At 54.8% G+C, this 20671-nt stretch carries 22 protein-coding genes; 13 read left to right on the forward strand and 9 right to left on the reverse strand.

Annotated elements, in window-relative coordinates; all coding sequences use genetic code 11:
• Positions 1–54: 54 nt before the first annotated feature.
• The 4 genes from ACT9TW_RS00735 to idi all read left to right on the forward strand — a co-directional run bounded on the left by ACT9TW_RS00735 (position 55) and on the right by idi (position 3478).
• Entirely contained in the window at positions 55–1536 is a 1482-nt protein-coding gene (locus ACT9TW_RS00735) for a UbiD family decarboxylase (protein ID WP_446491432.1), read from the forward strand.
• 11 nt (positions 1537–1547) lie between these two features.
• On the forward strand, positions 1548–2132 hold the full coding sequence (locus ACT9TW_RS00740; protein ID WP_446491433.1) for a UbiX family flavin prenyltransferase: 585 nt from the start codon (positions 1548–1550) through the stop codon (positions 2130–2132).
• 16 nt (positions 2133–2148) lie between these two features.
• Positions 2149–2865: a DUF554 domain-containing protein gene (locus tag ACT9TW_RS00745; protein WP_014071645.1), complete on the forward strand. Its 717-nt coding sequence runs from the start codon at positions 2149–2151 to the stop codon at positions 2863–2865.
• Between the two features lie 70 nt (positions 2866–2935).
• Entirely contained in the window at positions 2936–3478 is a 543-nt protein-coding gene (idi, locus tag ACT9TW_RS00750; RefSeq protein ID WP_446491434.1) for an isopentenyl-diphosphate Delta-isomerase, read from the forward strand.
• A 48-nt stretch (positions 3479–3526) separates the two neighbouring features.
• On the opposite strand, the gene lysS is transcribed toward idi, so the two are convergent.
• From lysS to xerD, 5 genes are all read right to left on the reverse strand, one after another.
• A complete protein-coding gene (gene lysS / locus ACT9TW_RS00755) occupies positions 3527–5044 on the reverse strand; it encodes a lysine--tRNA ligase (protein WP_182062332.1) in 1518 nt (505 codons plus the stop codon).
• A gap of 9 nt (positions 5045–5053) precedes the next feature.
• Positions 5054–6152, reverse strand: a protein-coding gene (gene prfB, locus ACT9TW_RS00760; protein ID WP_119936139.1) for a peptide chain release factor 2 whose coding sequence is annotated in 2 segments (ribosomal slippage) — positions 5054–6076 and positions 6078–6152 — 1098 coding nt in all. Because the reading frame shifts where the segments join, the coding sequence is not laid out codon by codon here.
• A gap of 90 nt (positions 6153–6242) precedes the next feature.
• Complete coding sequence (gene recJ / locus ACT9TW_RS00765) at positions 6243–7976, reverse strand: single-stranded-DNA-specific exonuclease RecJ (protein WP_446491435.1); 1734 nt, start codon at positions 7974–7976, stop codon at positions 6243–6245.
• Positions 7977–7981: 5 nt separating this feature from the next.
• On the reverse strand, positions 7982–8695 hold the full coding sequence (gene dsbC / locus ACT9TW_RS00770) for a bifunctional protein-disulfide isomerase/oxidoreductase DsbC (RefSeq protein WP_182062335.1): 714 nt from the start codon (positions 8693–8695) through the stop codon (positions 7982–7984).
• Between the two features lie 28 nt (positions 8696–8723).
• A complete protein-coding gene (xerD, locus tag ACT9TW_RS00775) occupies positions 8724–9620 on the reverse strand; it encodes a site-specific tyrosine recombinase XerD (protein ID WP_446491436.1) in 897 nt (298 codons plus the stop codon).
• Positions 9621–9721: 101 nt separating this feature from the next.
• Here xerD and fldB point away from each other — a divergent pair, with 101 nt between their 5' ends.
• Positions 9722–10243 carry a flavodoxin FldB gene (fldB, locus tag ACT9TW_RS00780; RefSeq protein ID WP_166717545.1) on the forward strand — a complete coding sequence of 174 codons (522 nt, stop codon included), beginning with the start codon at positions 9722–9724 and terminating at the stop codon, positions 10241–10243.
• 5 nt (positions 10244–10248) lie between these two features.
• Here the strand turns inward: fldB and ACT9TW_RS00785 are convergent, their stop codons facing one another.
• Complete coding sequence (locus tag ACT9TW_RS00785; protein ID WP_182062338.1) at positions 10249–10659, reverse strand: protein YgfX; 411 nt, start codon at positions 10657–10659, stop codon at positions 10249–10251.
• Entirely contained in the window at positions 10640–10906 is a 267-nt protein-coding gene (sdhE, locus tag ACT9TW_RS00790) for an FAD assembly factor SdhE (RefSeq protein ID WP_014071654.1), read from the reverse strand. The genes ACT9TW_RS00785 and sdhE overlap by 20 nt, the downstream gene beginning before the upstream one ends.
• 293 nt (positions 10907–11199) lie before the next feature.
• Between sdhE and ygfZ the strand changes: the two genes are divergently transcribed.
• Positions 11200–12180: a tRNA-modifying protein YgfZ gene (gene ygfZ / locus ACT9TW_RS00795; protein WP_182062339.1), complete on the forward strand. Its 981-nt coding sequence runs from the start codon at positions 11200–11202 to the stop codon at positions 12178–12180.
• A 106-nt stretch (positions 12181–12286) separates the two neighbouring features.
• Entirely contained in the window at positions 12287–13444 is a 1158-nt protein-coding gene (locus tag ACT9TW_RS00800) for a DDE-type integrase/transposase/recombinase (protein ID WP_446491437.1), read from the forward strand.
• 117 nt (positions 13445–13561) lie between these two features.
• On the opposite strand, the gene trhA is transcribed toward ACT9TW_RS00800, so the two are convergent.
• Both trhA and yqfB read right to left on the reverse strand, forming a co-directional pair.
• On the reverse strand, positions 13562–14221 hold the full coding sequence (gene trhA, locus ACT9TW_RS00805; RefSeq protein WP_446491438.1) for a PAQR family membrane homeostasis protein TrhA: 660 nt from the start codon (positions 14219–14221) through the stop codon (positions 13562–13564).
• A gap of 165 nt (positions 14222–14386) precedes the next feature.
• Positions 14387–14698, reverse strand: coding sequence for a N(4)-acetylcytidine aminohydrolase (gene yqfB, locus ACT9TW_RS00810; protein WP_182062341.1), 312 nt, complete (start codon positions 14696–14698; stop codon positions 14387–14389).
• Between the two features lie 52 nt (positions 14699–14750).
• Between yqfB and ACT9TW_RS00815 the strand changes: the two genes are divergently transcribed.
• The 6 genes from ACT9TW_RS00815 to ACT9TW_RS00840 all read left to right on the forward strand — a co-directional run bounded on the left by ACT9TW_RS00815 (position 14751) and on the right by ACT9TW_RS00840 (position 20669).
• Positions 14751–15482, forward strand: a complete 732-nt coding sequence (locus ACT9TW_RS00815; RefSeq protein ID WP_014071659.1) for a MurR/RpiR family transcriptional regulator — start codon at positions 14751–14753, stop codon at positions 15480–15482.
• Positions 15483–15598: 116 nt separating this feature from the next.
• Positions 15599–17032: a 6-phospho-beta-glucosidase gene (locus ACT9TW_RS00820; protein WP_446491439.1), complete on the forward strand. Its 1434-nt coding sequence runs from the start codon at positions 15599–15601 to the stop codon at positions 17030–17032.
• Between the two features lie 125 nt (positions 17033–17157).
• Positions 17158–17517, forward strand: a complete 360-nt coding sequence (locus tag ACT9TW_RS00825; RefSeq protein ID WP_446491440.1) for a copper resistance protein — start codon at positions 17158–17160, stop codon at positions 17515–17517.
• 48 nt (positions 17518–17565) lie between these two features.
• Positions 17566–19575, forward strand: coding sequence for a protein-disulfide reductase DsbD family protein (locus ACT9TW_RS00830; RefSeq protein ID WP_446491441.1), 2010 nt, complete (start codon positions 17566–17568; stop codon positions 19573–19575).
• Between the two features lies 1 nt (position 19576).
• The gene (locus ACT9TW_RS00835; protein WP_446491442.1) at positions 19577–20179 is read left to right on the forward strand and encodes a DsbA family protein; all 603 of its coding nucleotides are present in this window, start codon (positions 19577–19579) and stop codon (positions 20177–20179) included.
• A complete protein-coding gene (locus ACT9TW_RS00840; protein WP_446491443.1) occupies positions 20169–20669 on the forward strand; it encodes a protein disulfide oxidoreductase in 501 nt (166 codons plus the stop codon). The genes ACT9TW_RS00835 and ACT9TW_RS00840 overlap by 11 nt, the downstream gene beginning before the upstream one ends.
• Positions 20670–20671: the final 2 nt, after the last annotated feature.

Genomic DNA, 20671 nt, shown 5'->3' on the forward strand with positions numbered 1-20671 from the left:
TAACGGTGCCGCAATATCGTAGAACCACTCCTGTTACCTGAGATGGAATCCATCATGTCAAATAGCGATAACAATGTTCATGACCTGCGTTCCGCGCTGGCGTTATTAAAAACGCTGCCGGGCGAATATGTTGAAACCAGCGTTGAAGTTGATCCTCATGCCGAACTGTCGGGTGTTTACCGTTACGTTGGCGCAGGCGGAACCTGCCAGCGCCCGACCCGTAAAAACGGTCCGGTGATGGTATTTAATAAGGTGAAAGGCTTTCACGATATCAGCGTGGCGATTGGTCTTAATGGTTCACGCAAACGCGTCAGCCACTTTCTGAACTGTGAGCCGGAAAAACTCGGTCACCTGCTGAAAAACTCTGTGCAGAACCCGATTTCACCGGTCATCGCGCGCAATAACGCAGTCTGTCAGGAAGTAGTACATCTGGCCACTGACGAAGGTTTCGACCTGCGCAAACTGCTGCCCGCGCCAACCAATACCGAAGAGGATGCAGGCCCGTATATCACCATGGGATTGTGCTACGCCTCTGACCCAGAAACCCACGAATCCGACATCACCATTCATCGCCTGTGCGTGCAGAGCAAAGACGAGCTCTCCATGTGGCTGACCCCTGGCCGCCATATTGATGCGTTTCGCATGAAGGCCGAAGCGGCAGGTAAACCGCTACCCATTTCCATCAGTATCGGCGTTGACCCGGCCATCGAGATTGCCGCCTGCTTCGAGCCGCCAACCACCCCGCTTGGCTTTGACGAGCTGAGCGTGGCGGGCGCGTTACGAGGCCACGCAGTTGAGATGGTGCAGTGCAAAACCATCAACGAAAAAGCGATTGCCCATGCCGAAATCGTTATTGAAGGCGAGCTGCTGCCAAACGTGCGCGTGCGCGAAGATCAGAACACCAACACCGGTAAAGCCATGCCGGAATTCCCGGGCTATACCGGCGAAGCCAAAGAGGCGATCCCGGTCATCAAGGTGAAAGCCGTTACCCATCGCCACAACCCAATCTGGCGCACCACTGTCGGGCCTGGTGAAGAACACGTGAACATGGCCGGTATCCCAACGGAAGCCAGCATCCTCGATATGGTTGAGCGCGCCATGCCGGGCAAACTGCTGAACGTGTTTGCCCACTCCGCAGGCGGCGGCAAGTTACTGGCGGTAATGCAGTTTAAGAAAGCGGCCGCAGTAGACGAAGGGCGCCAGCGCCAGGCGGCACTACTTGCGTTTTCAGCATTCCCGGAACTGAAGCACGTCATTCTGGTGGATGAGGACGTGGATATTTTCGACAGCGACGACGTGATGTGGGCGATGCAGACCCGCTACCAGGGCGATGTGGACACCGTATTTATTCCCGGCGTACGCTGCCATCCGCTCGACCCGTCACAGGTGCCGGAATACAGCCCGAGCATTCTCCAGCAGGGGATGTCGTGCAAAACCATTTTCGACTGCACCGTCCCGTTCCACCTCAAACACCACTTTGAACGTTCAAAATTCAAAGAGGTAGATGTGAAACGCTTCCTGCCAGACTTCGAGTAAGAGGAATTAACGTGACCACGCAACGTATCATCATCGGGATCAGCGGTGCATCGGGATTCCAGTACGGCGTTAAAGCGCTTGAACTACTGAAACCCTTGGATCTGGAAGTGCATCTGGTGGTGTCCAGAGGGGCGGAGCGCACCTGCGAACTGGAAACCGACTATCAGCTCGATAAGGTGATGGCGCTGGCGGATGTCGTTCATCCCATTAGCAATCTGGGGGCATCGATATCCAGTGGTTCGTTTAAAACTTTGGGAATGCTGGTTGCCCCTTGCTCCATGCGCACGCTTGGCGCAGTGGCTCACTGTCTGACGGACAATCTGCTGACACGCGCTGCCGATGTGGTGCTGAAAGAGCGGCGTCATCTGGTACTGCTGGCCCGCGAAACGCCGTTGAATCTTGGGCATATCCGCAACATGGCCGCGGTAACGGAAATGGGCGGGATTATCTTCCCGCCAGTTCCAGCGCTTTATCAGCGGCCGCAGAGTGCAGATGAGATCATTCAACACAGCGTCAGCCGCGCACTGGACCTCTTCGGTCTGGACGTGAAAAACATCCCGCGCTGGGGCGAAGGCAACCTGCTCTACACAGAATAATACTTAGGAAAACATCATGTTAATTGGTCCTTATGTGAATGGCGCGGCCGTCATTCTGGGTGGCTTCGCGGGTTCTCTGGTCGGGACACGCATCCCTGACCGGGTGAAAACCGCGCTGCCATTAACGTTTGGCCTCTGCTCGGTGGGTCTGGGCATCAACCTGGTAATCAAAGTGAAATTTATGCCCGCCGTGGTTCTGGCCATGGTGCTGGGCGCGGTGATTGGTGAACTCTTCTTCCTGGAAAAGCAGATTGGCAAAGCGGCGGGAACCACGCGCGGGCTGATCAACCGCATTTTCCCGCCGGTTCAGGGGTTATCGCATGACGAATTTACGGAAAAGTTTGTCGCCATTCTGGTGCTGTTCTGCGCCAGCGGAACGGGGATTTTTGGTGCGATGCATGAAGGTATGACCGGCGATCCGTCTATTCTCTACATCAAAACGGTGCTGGATCTCTTTACCGCGGCTATCTTCGCGACCATGCTCGGCTTCTCGGTGATGACCATCGGAATTCCGCTTATCGCTGTGCAGGTCGCACTGGCCACGCTCGCAGTGTTTATCCTGCATCTGATTACGCCTGATATGATGGCCGATTTCTCCTGTGCGGGAGGGCTTATAATGGTGGCGACCGGTCTTCGCATTTGCAACATTAAGGCATTCCCGGTAGCAAATATGTTGCCCGGTCTGATACTGGTTATGCCCTTTTCAGCTCTGTGGGCCAAACTGTTCGTATAAGAATGCCGTATAATAAAGCCGCAGGTGGTGGTGCGCAGCCCTAACCTGCGGTCTTTGTACTGGAGCAATAATGAGCATTCAAGAACACGTCATTTTAGTAAATGACCAGGGAACGGTAATTGGCACTCAGGAGAAATACGCCGCACACACGTCGCATACCCCGCTGCATCTGGCCTTCTCATCCTGGCTGTTTAACGCAAAAGGCGAATGTCTGGTGACACGGCGCACCATGAGCAAAAAAGCCTGGCCTGGCGTCTGGACCAACTCCGTGTGCGGCCACCCTCAATCCGGTGAAGAGATTGAACAGGCCATTATCCGCCGCTGCCGATTTGAAGTGGGCGCAGAGATTACTGACATTACCGCCGTCGCGCCTGAATTTCGCTATCGTGAAGTCGATCCTTCCGGGATTGTCGAAAACGAGATCTGCCCGGTTTATGCCGCACGCGTCACTGCCGACGTCACCATCAACCATGACGAAGTGATGGAATACCAGTGGGTCGCGCTGGAAGCGTTATTCCGTGCGCTGGACGCAACGCCTTGGGCATTTAGCCCGTGGATGGTGATGGAAGCCACCGTCGCACGCGACGCGCTCCGTGCTTTCGCCACACAATAAAAAAGCCCCGGCGATAATCGCACGGGGCTTTTTTTACGTCCTGACGGCTTATTTCACCGGACGCATCGCCGGGAAGAGGATCACGTCACGGATGGTGTGGCTGTTAGTGAACAGCATTACCATACGGTCGATACCAATGCCCAGGCCCGCGGTTGGCGGCAGGCCGTGTTCCAGTGCAGTCACGTAGTCTTCGTCGAAGAACATAGCTTCGTCGTCGCCAGCCGCTTTCGCATCAACCTGATCCTGGAAGCGCTGCGCCTGATCTTCCGCATCGTTCAGCTCGCTAAAGCCGTTGCCGATTTCACGGCCACCGATGAAGAATTCGAAGCGGTCAGTGATTTCCGGGTTCTCGTCATTACGACGCGCCAGCGGAGACACTTCAGCAGGGTATTCGGTGATGAAGGTAGGCTGAATCAGGTGCGCTTCGGCCACTTCTTCGAAGATCTCGGTCACGATACGGCCCAGACCCCAGCTCTTCTCAACCTTGATACCGATGCTTTCTGCAATCGCTTTCGCAGAGTCGAAGTTATCCAGGTCAGCCATCTCAGTTTCTGGACGGTATTTCTTGATAGCTTCGCGCATGGTCAGCTTAACGAACGGCTTACCAAAGTCGAACACCTCGTCACCGTAAGGCACTTCGGTTTTGCCCAGAATGTCCTGCGCCAGGGTACGGAACAGGGATTCGGTCAGTTCGATCAGGTCTTTGTAATCTGCGTAAGCCATATAGAGTTCCATCATGGTGAACTCTGGGTTATGGCGAACGGAGATACCTTCGTTACGGAAGTTACGGTTAATTTCGAACACGCGGTCGAAACCACCTACCACCAGACGCTTCAGGTACAGTTCCGGCGCGATACGCAGATACATGTCCAGGTCCAGGGCGTTGTGATGCGTGATGAACGGACGTGCAGACGCGCCGCCTGGGATCACCTGCATCATTGGGGTTTCCACTTCCATAAAGTCACGGTTAACCATGAACTGACGAATACCGGCCATGATCTGGGAGCGGATTTTGAAGGTCTTGCGGGATTCATCGTTAGAGATGAGATCCAAGTAACGCTGACGATAGCGCGCTTCCTGATCCTGCAAACCGTGGAATTTATCCGGCAGTGGGCGCAGTGCTTTGGTCAGCAGACGCAGCTCGGTACAGTGGATAGACAGCTCACCGGTCTTGGTTTTGAACAGCTTGCCTTTCGCGCCCAGGATATCGCCCAGGTCCCACTTCTTGAACTGCTCGTTGTAGATGCCTTCTGGCAGGTCGTCACGGGAAACGTACAGCTGAATACGACCGCCAACGTCCTGTAAGGTCACGAAAGAGGCTTTACCCATGATACGACGCGTCATCATACGGCCAGCCACAGACACTTCTACGTTCAGCGCTTCCAGCTCTTCGTTTTCTTTGCCGTCGAAGTCAGCGTGCAGTTGGTCTGAGGTGTGGTCACGACGAAAATCGTTCGGGAACGGCACGCCCTGCTCACGCAGTGCTGCCAGCTTCTCGCGGCGGGTTTTCAGTTCGTTATTAAGATCGACTACCGCGTCAGCGCCCTGTGCTTGTTGTTCAGACATGTTGGTTCCTCATAACCCTGCTTTCAAACTTGCTTCGATAAATTGGTCCAGGCTGCCATCCAGCACCGCCTGCGTGTTACGGGTTTCAACCCCGGTACGCAGGTCTTTGATGCGGGAGTCATCAAGGACGTAAGAACGAATCTGGCTGCCCCAACCGATGTCAGACTTGTTGTCTTCCATCGCCTGTTTCTCAGCATTTTTCTTTTGCATCTCCAGTTCATAAAGCTTCGCTTTCATCTGCTTCATGGCCTGGTCTTTGTTCTTATGCTGGGAACGGTCGTTCTGGCACTGCGTAACCGTGTTGGTTGGAAGGTGGGTAATACGCACCGCCGATTCCGTACGGTTAACGTGCTGACCACCCGCACCGGATGCGCGGTAAACGTCGATTCGCAGGTCGGCCGGGTTGATTTCGATATCGATATCGTCTTTCACTTCCGGGTAAACAAACGCGGAGCTGAAGGAGGTATGACGGCGGCCGCCGGAATCGAACGGGCTCTTACGTACCAGACGGTGAACGCCGGTTTCAGTGCGCAGCCAGCCGTAGGCGTAATCACCAATAATCTTAATGGTGATGGATTTCAGACCCGCGACTTCACCTTCAGATTCTTCGATGATTTCGGTTTTGAAACCGCGTGCTTCTGCCCAACGCAAATACATACGCGCCAGCATACTGGCCCAGTCCTGCGCTTCTGTACCGCCAGAACCGGCCTGAATATCGAGATAGCAGTCGGCGCTGTCATATTCGCCGGAGAACATGCGGCGGAATTCCAGCTGCGCCAGCTTCTCTTCCAGAACGTCGAGCTCTGCAACGGCTTCGTTAAAGGTTTCTTCGTCTTCAGCTTCGACAGCAAGCTCCAGCAGACCAGAAACATCTTCCAGACCCTGCGCCATTTGATCCAGCGTATCAACGATGGCTTCGAGAGAGGAACGCTCTTTACCCAGCGCCTGAGCGCGTTCAGGTTCGTTCCAGACGTCCGGCTGTTCCAGCTCGGCGTTTACTTCTTCCAGACGCTCTTTCTTGGCATCGTAGTCAAAGATACCCCCTAAGAACGTCAGAGCGCTCCGTGAGGTCCTGAATGCGGTTTTTTACCGGATTAATTTCAAACATGGTCTGTTTTCTTTTATGGACTTGTCAAAATGCGGTGATAAGAGCGGGATTGTACCGAATCCACGCCCTTTTTTATAGAGATTACTGACGCTAAATTGGCCAGATATTGTCGATGATGATTTGCAGTGAGCGGTTACCGCGAAACTCGTTAATATCCAGCTTGTAGGCAAGCTCGACTTCACGTACGCCGTTGTCCGGCCAGATGGCGGTGTCGACGTTGAAAGCAATCCCGTCAAGCAGTGGGCCGCCGCCTGACGGCTCGACCATCACCTTAAGATGGCGTTCGCCAACGATACGTTGTTGCAGCAGGCGAAAACGCCCATCGAACAGCGGTTCCGGGAACATCTGCCCCCACGGACCTGCATCGCGCAGCATCTGCGCCACTTCCATGGTCATTTCAGCGGCCGTTAACGCACCATCGGAAACCACTTCACCCTGCAACAAAGACGGGTCGATCCAATCCGTTACCAGCTCACCAAACAGGCGCTGGAACTCGTCGAACTTCGCCGCTTCCAGCGACAAACCTGCCGCCATCGCGTGCCCGCCGAACTTGATCATCAGTCCAGGATAGAGCGTATCCAGGCGCTCCAGCGCATCGCGCATGTGCAGTCCCTGAATCGAACGGCCCGAGCCTTTTAGCGTGCCATCCCCTGCCGGGGCAAACGCAATCACCGGACGATGGAAACGCTCCTTGATGCGCGACGCCAGAATACCCACCACGCCCTGATGCCACTCGGGGTGATACATCGCCAGGCCGCCAGGCAGCGCATCACCGCTGCGTTCCAGCTTTTCGCACAGGGTCAGCGCTTCGGCCTGCATCCCCTGCTCAATCTCTTTACGGGTCTGGTTCAGCGCATCCAGTTCGTTTGCCAGCATCCGCGCTTCGCCGATGTTGTCGCACAACAGCAGCGCAACGCCGACGGACATATCGTCCAGCCTTCCGGCGGCGTTCAGACGCGGCCCCAGGGCAAAGCCTAAATCGCTTGCCGCCAGCTTGAGCGGATCACGGTTGGAAATTTCCAGCAGTGCTTTAATGCCAGGACGGCATTTGCCTGCACGGATACGGCTTAACCCCTGCCAGGTCAAAATGCGGTTATTGGTATCGAGCGGCACAACGTCCGCCACGGTTCCCAGCGCCACCAGGTCGAGATACTCTGCCAGGTTCGGCATCGCAATTCCACGCGCGTCAAACCAGCCTTTTTCACGCAGCAGCGTGCGCAGTGCCAGCATCAGATAAAACGCCACACCCACACCGGCCAGTGATTTGGACGGGAATTCACAGTCGCGCAGGTTAGGGTTAATGATTGCCTCGGCGGCAGGCAGGGTTTCACCCGGCAAATGGTGATCGGTAACCAGCACCGGGATCTTCAGTTCATGCGCACGATCGACACCGGCGTGTGAGGAGATCCCGTTATCCACGGTCATGATCATCTGCGCGCCAAGCGCATGGGCCTGATCCACCACTTCCGGACTCAGACCATAGCCATCTTCAAAGCGGTTAGGCACCAGGTAGGTGACGTTATCGCACCCAAGCGCACGCAGGCTTAGCACGCTCAGCGCCGTACTGGTCGCACCATCGGCATCAAAATCACCGACGACCACAATCCGCGTCCCTTCACGGAAGGCGTCGTAGAGCATCGCGGTGGCTGTTTCAACCCCGCTAAGTTGCTGCCAGGGCAGCATCCCTTTCACGCTACGTTCAAGATCGGCGGTGTTTAACACGCCACGGCTGGCATAAAGCCGACGTAAAAGCGGTGACATATCCGCAGGAAGATCTGCGTTCTCATTCACTTCACGACGACGGAGTTGGATGGGTGCTTTCACGCGGATTAGTTACCACCAAACTGTTTCTGGTGCGCGTCGAGGAACTCTTTCATCTCTTTCGGCCCCTGATAACCAGGCACAACGTAGCCATTGTTCAGCACGATAGCAGGCGTACCGTTCACACCAAACTGCACGCCCAGCGCGTAGTGGTTCGCGATATCAATGTCGCAAGAAGCAGGCGTAACGCCTTTGCCGTTCATTGCATCATCAAACGCTTTATTGCGATCTTTTGCACACCAGATAGCCTTCATGTCCTGCTCTGGCTGGCTCTGCACGCCCGCACGCGGGAAGGCCAGGTAACGCACAGTGATCCCCAACGCGTTGTAGTCTTTCATCTCTTCATGCAGCTTGTGGCAGTAGCCACAGGTGATGTCGGTGAAGACAGTAATAACGTGTTTTTCCTGCGCCGCTTTATACACGATCATCTCTTTTTCAAGCGCGTTCAGGTTTTTCATCAGTAGCTGGTTGGTCACGTTCACCGGCTGTCCGCCGCTGACGTCATACATTGGCCCCTGAATGATGTGTTTGCCGTCTTCGGTCACGTACAGCACGCCACTGTTGGTCAGCACAGTTTTCATGCCGGCGACTGGCGCAGACTGGATATCGCTGCTGGTTACGCCAAGCTTGGTCAGCGATTGCTTAATTGCGGCATCATCAGCGTGAGCAAAACCGGTAAAAGAAGCTGCCAGCAAAGAGAGCAGCGCTAAAGACTTTTTCATATTCAATCCTATTACAATTCGTCGGCACTCACGCGCGTGGGTGGTGCTGTTGGTGAAGCTGCCGCAGGCGTTCCGTCGCGACATGGGTATAAATTTGCGTCGTTGAAAGATCGCTGTGCCCAAGTAGCATCTGCACCACGCGTAAATCAGCTCCGTGGTTTAGCAGATGCGTCGCGAAGGCATGACGCAAAACGTGCGGCGACAGTTTTTCACTATCGATACCTGCCAGTGTGGCGTAATGCTTAATGCGATGCCAGAAAGTTTGCCGCGTCATCTGTTGCGCACGCTGGCTTGGGAAGAGCACATCAATAGAAACGCCGTTCAACAACCACGGGCGGCCATGCTCCAGATACGTTTCCAGCCAGTAGACCGCCTCTTCTCCCAGCGGCACCAGCCGTTCTTTGTTCCCTTTACCGATCACACGCACAACCCCCTGACGCAGGCTGATATCACTCATCGTCAGCCCGACTAACTCAGAAACACGCAAACCGGTAGCATACAATAGCTCAAGCATGGCTTTATCGCGTAACTCCAGCGGCAGGTCAACCGCTGGCGACTGTAATAATCTCTCAACTTGTGCTTCGCTCAGATCTTTAGGCAGTCGCTGCGGGAGTTTAGGGGAGGCCAGCATCGCGCTGGGATCGTCGGCACGGATCTTCTCACGGTAAAGGTGCTGAAAAAGCCGCCGCATGGCGCTTAACAGGCGCGCGGAGCTGGTCGCTTTGTAGCCCCCGTCAATGCGTTCGGCCAGCAGTCCTTGCAGGTCATCGCTTTGCGCGTTCTCAAGCCCCAATTCCCGGTGCGCCAGCCACTCCACCAGCAGGGTAAGGTCACGTCGATAGGCGCTAATAGTGTTGTCGGCCAGGTTTTTCTCAAGCCACAGCGCATCGAGAAACTGTTCAATGAGTGCGAGATCCTTTTCCACATCAACCCCTTTGTTTCTGCAATCCGCGCATTATGCCTGATTGCCAGTGGTTTCTGGTACACTACGCGCAAAGTCAAAGCAAGAATTGAGATATTTACGCGATGAATATTGGTCTGTTCTACGGTTCCAGCACTTGCTACACCGAAATGGCGGCAGAAAAAATTCGTGACATCATTGGCCCGGAACTGGTGACGTTGCACAACCTGAAAGATGACGCGGTCGCGCTGATGGAGCAGTACGATGTGCTGATCCTTGGCATCCCGACCTGGGATTTTGGCGAGATACAGGAAGACTGGGAAGCTATCTGGGATCAGCTTGATACCGTCAACCTCGACGGCAAAATCATTGCAATGTACGGGATGGGCGATCAGTTAGGTTACGGCGAGTGGTTCCTGGATGCGCTAGGTATGTTGCACGATAAACTGGCCCTGAAAGGCGTTACGTTTATCGGTTATTGGCCGACCGAAGGGTACGAGTTCACCAGCAAAAAACCGATTATTGCCGACGGACAGCTTTTTGTCGGGCTGGCGCTGGATGAAACCAACCAGTACGACCTCAGCGAAGAGCGTGTGCAAAACTGGTGCGAGCAAATTCTGGGCGAAATGGCCGAAAAGTTTAGCTAACCGCCCTATTCCTGCGTCGGTTGTTGCAACACCATCCGACGCAGATCCCGCCACTCCACTTCATCCATGCTGTCAGCTGCCAGCCACAAATGCTGGCGACGCCCACCGCCCACCTTACGTAGCCGGAGCATCATGCCGGAACTGAGCATCCAGGGCGTGCCAATAATGTCCCACTCTTTCCCCTGCCAGCGCAGGCGCGAATCCATCATCAGTTTGATTTCACCCTGACAGGCATTGATACGGCGCTGGCTACGCACGCTGTCAAACACCACGAATGACAATAACAGCAACCAGAGAGGGGTATAGCTAAGCGGCCACGGCATCAGTAATACAAATGCCGCAACCAGCCCGTGGAGCAATAAAGACATCCACTGCGAGCGCCATGAAACGCGAAGATCAGATTGCCACAGGACCACGTTCCCGATTCCGTGTTTGAATTAATTGCACCATCCGTTGCAACTCGGTGTCGGCGGGTTTGCCGTGGTTCATTAGCCAGTTGAACAAATCAGGATCGTCGGATTCAAGCAGGCGAACAAACAGACGCTTATCGTCTTCGCTTAAGCTGTCGTACTCGTATTCGAAGAAAGGCATGATGGAAATATCAAGTTCACGCATTCCGCGACGGCAAGCCCAGTGGATACGGGCCTTGTTGTTAATATCCATGTTCTTTTTCCTGCATTACGTTTGGCACAGTCGGTGTCCCGTTCGGGATGCTTTATTTCTGCCGGGAACTCTGGCTAGTGTAACGTGTTTTTGACCGTTTCTTTACTGGAATATTGCGAACCCGGAGCAGGGTTCCAGAATAAACCACATTAAGATAGCGGATTACACTGTTTTGCGTAGCGCTAAGCAGAAGTCAGATATGGCACGAATGGTCTGCTGAAAGCGCTTGCAATGACAACAGTCTCTTTTACCATTAGGAATTATCAAAGCGTTAAGCAATTCAGGACATCACTATGGCTTTTACTCCATTTTCTCCTCGCCAGCCCGTCGCCTCTGCGCGTCTGCCGCTGACGCTTATTACTCTTGATGACTGGGCGCTGGCGACACTGACCGGCGCCGACAGCGAAAAATATTTGCAGGGTCAGGTCACTGCTGACGTCAGCCAGATGACTGAAAACCAGCATTTACTGGCTGCGCACTGCGACCCAAAAGGCAAGATGTGGAGCAATCTGCGTCTGTTCCGCCGCCTGGGCGGGTTCGCGCTTATTGAGCGCCGCAGCCTGCGCGACGCCCAACTGACCGAACTGAAAAAATACGCGGTCTTTTCCAAAGTCACCATCGCACCTGACGATGAGCATGTCCTGCTTGGCGTCGCCGGGTTCCAGGCACGCGCGGCCCTGAAAAATCTGTTCAGCGAGCTGCCAGATGCCGAAACGCAGCTGGTGCATGACGGCGCGACCTCAATCCTGTGGTTTGAGCACCCGACTGAGCGTTTCCTGCTAGTGACCGACGTCGCCACCGCAGAACGCGTCACCGATGCCTTGCGTGGTGAAGCTCAGTTGAATAATAGCCAACAGTGGCTGGCACTCAACATTGAAGCCGGGCTGCCGATCATTGATGCGGCGAACAGCGCACAATTTATCCCGCAGGCCACCAACCTACAGGCGCTGGGGGGCATTAGCTTTAAGAAAGGGTGCTACACCGGCCAGGAAATGGTCGCGCGTGCAAAATTCCGCGGTGCGAATAAACGTGCTCTATGGACGCTGGCAGGCCACGCCAGCCGCGTACCGGAAGCCGGTGAAGATCTCGAGCTGAAAATGGGTGAAAACTGGCGCCGTACCGGCACGGTTTTAGCCGCAGTACAGCTGGATGATGGCCGCGTGCTGGTGCAAGCGGTGATGAATAACGACATGGAGCCAGACAGCGTGTTCCGCGTGCGTGACGATGCAAAAACCCTGAGCATCGAGCCACTGCCGTATTCGCTGGAAGAGTGATCCTGTATCGCCCGGTGGCGCTGCGGTATGAACCGGAAACATGGGTAACACTTTAGACCGGATACATGGGTAACAGTTATAACTGGCATAGAAGAGGAGACTCGCTATGCCCTGGACTGAGACCCAACCTATGCAACGCCTTGATTTTATCCGTGCCTGCCATGCAGGTACGGCCTCCTTCTCCGCTCTTTGCCGTCTTTTTGGTATCAGCCGTAAAACCGGCTACAAATGGCTTGAACGTTTTGACCCTTCTGACCTGTCATCCCTCTCTGACCAGTCGCGCGCTCCGCATTCCCACTCCCGGACAGTTCCTGATGATATCGTCGGGCATCTGACTGCCCTGCGTCAGAAACATCCTGACTGGGGGCCGAAAAAACTGCGGATGTGGTTGCTCAATCACCATGTCGATTTTGCCGTACCTGCCGCCAGTACTATCGGCGATATCCTCAAGCGTGAAGGGCTGGTTCCGGATAAAAAGAGAAAACGCAGAACACCGGGTAATCGCCAGCCGCTGACCACCATCAGTGAGAACAATCAGGTCTGGAGTGCTGATTTTAAAGGCAAATTCAGGTTGCTGAGCGGGGAGTACTGCCATCCCTTCACTCTGACCGACAATCACAGCCGGTATCTGCTGTGCTGCCGGGGAACACACCGGGAGAGTGAGCCCTTTGTCAGAGCGTGCCTGACTGATGCATTCCTGGAATATGGTCTGCCGGAAGTGCTCAGGACCGATAACGGTCAACCTTTCGCGGGAACAGGCATAGCCGGATTAAGCCGTCTTGCAGTCTGGCTAATCAAGCTGGGCATCAGGCCGGAACGTATCAGAAAGGGACACCCGGAAGAGAATGGCCGCCATGAACGAATGCACCGCTCCCTGAAAAGTGCGGTGAAATATGGCAACACCTTCATGACGATGGAAGAACAACAGCGGTGGTTCAGTGACTACCGGGAAGAGTTTAACCACGAGAGACCGCATGAAGCCCTGGCAGGTGCAACGCCCGGAACGGTGTGGCAACCCTCGGGCCGACACTGGGATGGCATAGTGCCTGAATATGTTTATCCGACAGGAGGCATGGTCTACAGGGTGAAATCGAGGGGAACACTGTATATGGGAAAAAAGGGGACCGTGTTCCTGAGTGAAGCACTGACTGGTGAGTACATAATGCTGAAAGAACAAGATGATGGCCTGGAAGCCATCATCTTTAATGGAATAACACTTGCGTACTACGACAGTAAAACCCAGAGTGTGCTCCGGATAGACTAAAAGTGTTACCTATGTTCCCGGTCTGATCTGTCACCTATGTATCCGGTCATACACTGCGCTTACCGGGCCTACAGAACCCGTAGGTCGGGTAAGGCGGAGCCGCCACCCGACAGAAAACTACACCTGCCCCACATACAAATAAATCGCCAGGAAGTGACACACGCTGCCGCCCAGCACGAAGCCGTGCCAGATAGCATGGTTGTAGGGAATGCGCTTACAGACGTAGAAAATCACGCCCAGCGAATAGACCACCCCGCCAACGGCCAGCAAGGTTACCCCACCTGCCGCAAGCTTGATTGCCAGCTGATACACCACAATCAGTGATAGCCACCCCATTGTCAGATACGTCACCAGCGACAACACCTTAAACCGGTGCGCAATGGTCAGCTTAAACAGAATACCCAGCAGCGCCAGGCTCCAGATAACGATCATCAGGCCACGCGACAGCGGAGAGTTTAACCCCACCAGCAAAAACGGCGTGTAGGTGCCTGCAATAAGAAGATAGATAGCACAGTGGTCAAATTTCTTGAGCCAGATCTTAGCCCGCTGATGCGGAATAGCGTGGTACAGCGTCGATGCCAGAAACAGCAGGATCATGCTCCCGCCATACAGGCTGTAGCTGGTAATCGCCATGGCGCTGGCGTTGGTATCCGCCGCCTGCACCAGCAGTAACACTAAACCGACAATCCCAAATACCAGGCCAATGCCGTGGCTAATGCTGTTGGCTATTTCCTCAGCCAGCGAATATCCCTGTGCGATTAATGGCTTGCCCACCATAAGTAACTCCGGGAAAACAAAAGATGATTATTCATCGCCCGACTATGCTAACTGAGAATGATTCCAGTGAACACCTGTTAGCTAAAATAAAGTTAACTCTCAATTTTCCAATTTACAATCAGAGAGTTACAAAAACATTTCAGCTAACAAATGTGTTTATTTAACTTAAACGCATTTAAAATCAATCACATAAAACTGGGTCTGCCCTGGATAGATTTCGGCGATCACACTTCTCAGCGTACCCACCGTCATGTTTTCCTGCTCGGCATGTTTTTCCGTCAGCGTATCCAGCGTGACGGTCGATGTTCCCGTTACTTCGATGGTGCAAAAATAGCCGTCATCTTCATAGCGCCCAACGCGCAGGATATCGCCGGTTTTAAAATGGGATTCACTTTCATCACGGATGGTGATGGTTTTACGCCCGGCCAGAATGTCATCCTGAAAGCGCTGAAAAAAAGTGATGTCGTTTGGCTGCATGTTATTATTCCCTGAAGATAAAGTCTGATGAGTGAGTGTAGCCACTGTGAGCATGTTCTCCCATTCCGCCGTTGCCAGTCTCAACAATCTGGAGATGATGGTCTACAACTATGTCATTAAAAATCGTGACAAAGTGATGTACATGACCATCCGTGAACTGGCGGATGCGGCGGGAGTTTCGACCACCACCATTCTGCGCTTTTGTCGCAAGCTCAGCTGCGAAGGCTACTCCGAATTCCGCGTGCGCTTTAAACTCTATTTAGAGCAGAACGAACCCCAGCAGGCAAATTTCGGTGCCAGCGAAATCATTAGCTTCTTTAAAAGCGTTAATAATGAAGAGTTCGATGCGTTATTAGATGATGCCGTTGATATTATATTATCCTCTGAGCGAATTATATTTGTCGGCGCTGGCACATCAGGATCGCTTGCAAAATATGGCGCGCGGTTTTTCTCAAATATCGGGAAATTCAGCAATCATATCGATGACCCTTATTTCCCTGTAACCAACGATATGGCCAAAAATGCGCTGGCGATCGTGCTTTCCGTTTCGGGAGAAACAGAAGAGATCCTGCGCTTCGCCAGCCAGTTCAGCCTCCACCACTGCAAGGTCCTGTCGATTACCAGCCACGAGCACTCCCGGCTGGCAAAACTGGCAGACTTTAATCTCTCCTGGCATGTTCCGCAAACGCGTATTGCGGGCGTCTACGATATTACAACGCAAATTCCCGTCATCTATATTCTGGAATCACTGGGGCGTAAACTGGCGAAGAAACTAACAGAATAAAACACCCTGTTTTTTCAATGTGACAAATTACATTTTCTGAGAATTGTTATATCGTGACATTTAATTCCGCTTTGCTAGACTCGATATCATTAAGTCATAAATTGAGAATAGCAAAGATGAAAAAACTCACCTTACCAAAAGATTTTTTATGGGGTGGCGCAGTTGCGGCGCACCAGGTTGAAGGCGGCTGGAACAAAGACGGTAAAGGGCCAAGCATTTGTGACGTGCTGACTGGCGGCGCCCACGGCGTACCGCGCGAAATCACCCAGCAAGTGGAGCCTGGCAAATACTACCCAAACCACGAAGCCATCGACTTCCACGGCCACTACAAAGAAGACATCAAGCTTTTTGCTGAAATGGGCTTCAAATGTTTCCGCACCTCTATCGCCTGGACCCGCATCTTCCCGAAAGGTGACGAAACGCAGCCAAATGAAGAAGGGCTGAAGTTCTACGATGACATGTTCGATGAACTGCTGAAATACAACATTGAGCCGGTGATCACCCTCTCCCACTTCGAAATGCCGCTGCACCTGGTGCAGGAATACGGCGGCTGGACCAACCGTAAAGTGGTGGATTTCTTTGTACGCTTCTCTGAAGTGGTCTTCGAGCGCTACAAAAACAAGGTCAAATACTGGATGACCTTCAACGAAATCAACAACCAGCGTAACTGGCGTGCGCCGCTGTTCGGCTACTGCTGCTCTGGCGTGGTCTATACCGAACACGACAACCCGGAAGAGACCATGTACCAGGTGCTGCACCACCAGTTCGTGGCCAGCGCTCTGGCGGTAAAAGCGGCACGCCGTATTAACCCGGAAATGAAAGTCGGCTGTATGCTGGCAATGGTTGCGCTCTATCCATTCTCCTGCAAACCAGAAGATGTGATGTTTGCTCAGGAATCTATGCGCGAACGTTACGTCTTTACCGACGTGCAGTTGCGTGGTTACTACCCGTCTTACGTGCTGAACGAGTGGGAACGCCGTGGTTTCTCCATCAAAATGGAAGCCGGCGACGAACAGATCTTGCGTGACGGTACCTGTGATTATTTAGGTTTCAGCTACTACATGACCAACGCCGTGAAAGCGGAAGGCGGTACCGGTGATGCTATTTCCGGCTTCGAGGGCAGCGTGCCGAACCCACACGTGAATGCATCCGACTGGGGCTGGCAGATTGACCCGGTGGGTCTGCGTTATTCCCTGTGTGAGCTGTACGAGCGTTATCAGAAGCCGCTGTTTATCGTCGAAAATGGCTTTGGTGCATACGACAAAGTGGAAGAGGACGGCAGCATCAACGATGACTATCGTATCGACTACCTGCGTGCTCACGTGGAAGAGATGATGAAAGCGGTCACTTACGATGGTGTTGATCTGATGGGCTACACCCCGTGGGGCTGCATCGACTGTGTATCATTCACCACCGGCCAGTACAGCAAACGCTACGGCTTTATCTATGTGAACAAACACGACGACGGCACCGGCGACATGTCCCGCTCCCGTAAAAAGAGCTTTAACTGGTACCAGGGCGTGATCGCCAGCAACGGCGAACAGTTGTAATCCTTCGCCCTCTCCTCCCGCAGGAGAGGGCAAACTGCTTATCTTCCAGACACTTCTTTACAGCTTTCGCGTTGCCAAAAAACCTGCGCCCTATAAGATAGGCCTCGTGAATATTTGAGGCGAACATGATCAAGCGACAACGCAAAGCAATCCTGCTTGTAGCCCTGGCCTGTCTGGTGGTGCTGATATGCACCGCCCAGCGGATGGCCGGGATGCACGCGCTTGTCATAAATGCCACCACCTCAGCCCAGTCCGTTCAGCAGGGCCAGGAGAGCAGCGACGCGCCGGTGACGCCGTGTGAACTCAGCGCAAAATCGCTGATGGCGGTGCCGCCTGTGCTGTTTGAAAGCGCACTGTTCGCCGTTACCCTTCTGCTGGCGTTGCTGGCAGCGATTCCACCGCGCCGCGAGCGTCTGTGGCCTCCTCGTGTTATCTCCCCACCCCGATTGCGGGTGCATCTGCGATTATGCGTCTTCCGTGAATGAGCATTCGCCTGACACATCAGGTTAATTCATCATTTACGGAGAAAATTTATGTTTACTGTATTCAGGCGGCTGCTGGTCTGCCTGCTTTGGCTATGGCTACCCCTCAGCCAGGCCGCCGACACGGGCTGGCTGCGCGCCGCCGATAATCAGCACGCCAGCGTCAGGCTGCGTGCCCAAACTGAAAACAGCGGCGAAACCCGCCTGCTGCTGGATGTTGTCTTACAGAAAGGCTGGAAGACCTACTGGCGATCGCCGGGAGAAGGCGGGATCGCCCCGGCGATAACCTGGCATCAACCGCTGGAGGCGCTCTGGCGCTGGCCAACGCCCGAGCGTTTCGACGTGGCGGGTATCACCACGCAGGGATATCACGGCGACGTCAGTTTCCCCATCACCCTGCGCGGCAACGTACCCGAACGCCTTAGCGGCGTGCTGACTCTGTCCACCTGTAGCAACGTCTGTATTCTGACCGACTACCCGTTCTCACTGAATTTGACGACCTCTACGGGCGGTGGCTTTGATTATGATTTCAACCGGGCGATGGGCACGCTGCCACTCAGCAGTGGATTGACGTCTGCGCTTAGCGCTCGCTACGCCTCCGGCAAGCTGACGGTGACCGCGCAACGCGACGCGGGCTGGCAGCAGCCATCGTTATTTATCGACAGCATGGACGATATCGATTTCGGCAAGCCGAGCTTCTCCGTGCGCGACGGCACGCTCACTGCCACCGTGCCGGTGTCCGATAGCTGGGGCGAGACGGCACCGAATCTCAGCGGCAAAACCCTGTCTCTGGTGCTGGCCGATAGCGGTCAGGCGCAGGAGTCCAGCCTGCCTGTCGGGCAAGGCAGCTCTGCGCCAGCCCCCGCCTTAGGCTGGGTATTGCTGATGGCGCTGGTGGGTGGGTTAATCCTCAACGTGATGCCCTGCGTACTGCCCATGCTGGCGATGAAGCTGGGCACGCTGATGCAAACCGAACATCAGGCGCGCGGTCAGGTACGCAGGCAGTTTCTGGCTTCGGTATGCGGGATAGTCATTTCATTCCTCGCGCTGGCGCTGATGATGACGGTGTTACGCTTAGGCAACCAGGCGCTCGGCTGGGGCATCCAGTTCCAGAATCCGTGGTTTATCGCTGCGATGGCGCTGGTGATGGTGCTGTTCAGCGCCAGCCTGCTGGGGCTATTTGAGATTCGGCTTACCTCTTCTGCCAGCACCTTCCTCGCCACGCGCGGCGGCAATGGACTGGCGGGCCATTTCTGGCAAGGCGCTTTTGCCACCCTGCTGGCGACGCCGTGTACCGCGCCGTTTCTTGGTACCGCCGTGTCGGTGGCACTGGCGGCACCGCTCCCGCTGCTGTGGGGCATTTTCCTGGCGATGGGGATCGGGATGAGCCTGCCCTGGCTATTCGTCGTCGCCTGGCCGGGGCTGGCGCAACGGCTGCCGCGCCCCGGTCGCTGGATGAATGTCGTGCGAGTCATGCTTGGCCTGATGATGCTCGGCTCGTCACTGTGGCTGCTGAGCCTGCTGGTCGCGCACATCGGCACCCTGCCTGTCATCACGCTGGGTGTGGTACTGATCATCTTTCTGCTGCTGGCGACGGCCTGGCGCTACCGCTGGCAAACGGCACTGCGCGCCGGAGCATTAGCCATTGTGGCTGCAGGTGCTGTCGCGTTTGTGACCGGCTCCGGTGGAGAGAACCCCCGTCGCGACCGGGTGAACTGGCAGCCGCTTAGCGAACAGGCTATTGCCCGCGCGCTGGCGGAGAACAAGCGCGTCTTCGTCGACGTGACCGCCGACTGGTGCGTGACCTGTAAAGCCAATAAATACAACGTGTTGCTTCGCGACGACGTACAGGACGCGCTTTCAGCACCGGATATCGTCGCCCTGCGCGGAGACTGGAGCCGCCCCTCCGCCAGCATTAGCCAGTTCTTAACCACGCGCGGCAGCGCCGCCGTGCCGTTTAACCAGATTTACGGACCAGGACTGCCGCAGGGCCACGTGCTGCCTGCGCTATTGAGCCGCGAAGCGGTGTTAACCACCCTGTCCAATGCGAAAGGAAAATAACATGAGAGCCATTGTTGCTTTACTGCTGCTGTCTTTATCAACGTTCAGCGTCGCTGCACCGTCTGAAAAATCGTCTGATGACCAGCTGGCAGAACTGCTGTTTAACGACCCCTACAGCCCGCGAACCGGTGCCAAAGAGCCAAAGCTGACCATTGTCTCGTTCACCGACTACAACTGTCCTTACTGCAAGCAGTTCGACCCCATGCTGGAGAAAATCGTGCGCGATAACCCCGACGTGCAGCTGATCATCAAGCTGCTGCCGTTCAAGGGACAAAGCTCGGTGAATGCCGCTAAAGCAGCGCTCTCTACATGGCGTCAGCAGCCCGAAATGTTCTGGCCACTGCACCAGCGTTTGATGATGAAAAAGGGCTATCACGATGATGCCAGCATCGCAGCGGCACGGGTGAAAACCGGCACTGACAACATCACGACGGATGAAAAAACCATGGACTCGCTGAAAATGAACCTGATTTTGTCGCAGGTGCTGAATATCCAGGGTACTCCGGCGACTATCATCGGCGACCAAATGGTTGCAGGTGCGATCCCCTATGACGATCTGGAGGAGCTGGTGAAAGCACAGCTGCCATCCGCCCGTGGCAAGTAAACTCACGCGCTTACTGCGCGAGCTGGCGCTATGGCTGACGATTGGCGTTGTCGTGAGCATCGCGGTGGACTATTTCCGCCAGCCTGCGCTGCCGCAGAATTTCACCGCGACGGCGCTGCAAACCCTCGACGGTGAGCCCGTTGATCTTGCCGCCATGAGCAGGGATCGGCCGCTGCTGGTCTACATCTGGGCGACCTGGTGTGGCGTGTGTCGTTACACCACCCCCTCGGTGGCGACGCTCGCCGCAGAGGGTGGCAACGTGATATCCGTTGCGTTGCGCTCTGGCGATAACGCCATGCTGGAAACGTGGCTTGCGAAGAAGAAGATGACGCTACCGACGGTCAATGACGCCAGCGGAGAGCTGGCGCGTCAGTGGGACGTTCAGGTAACGCCGACGATGGTGGTCATTTCTCACGGTGAGGTGAAGTCGATCACCACCGGCTGGACCAGCAGTTGGGGCATGCGCCTGAGACTGTGGCTGGCATCGTAGGT

It is taken from the genome of Enterobacter sp. C4G1 (assembly GCF_052886895.1).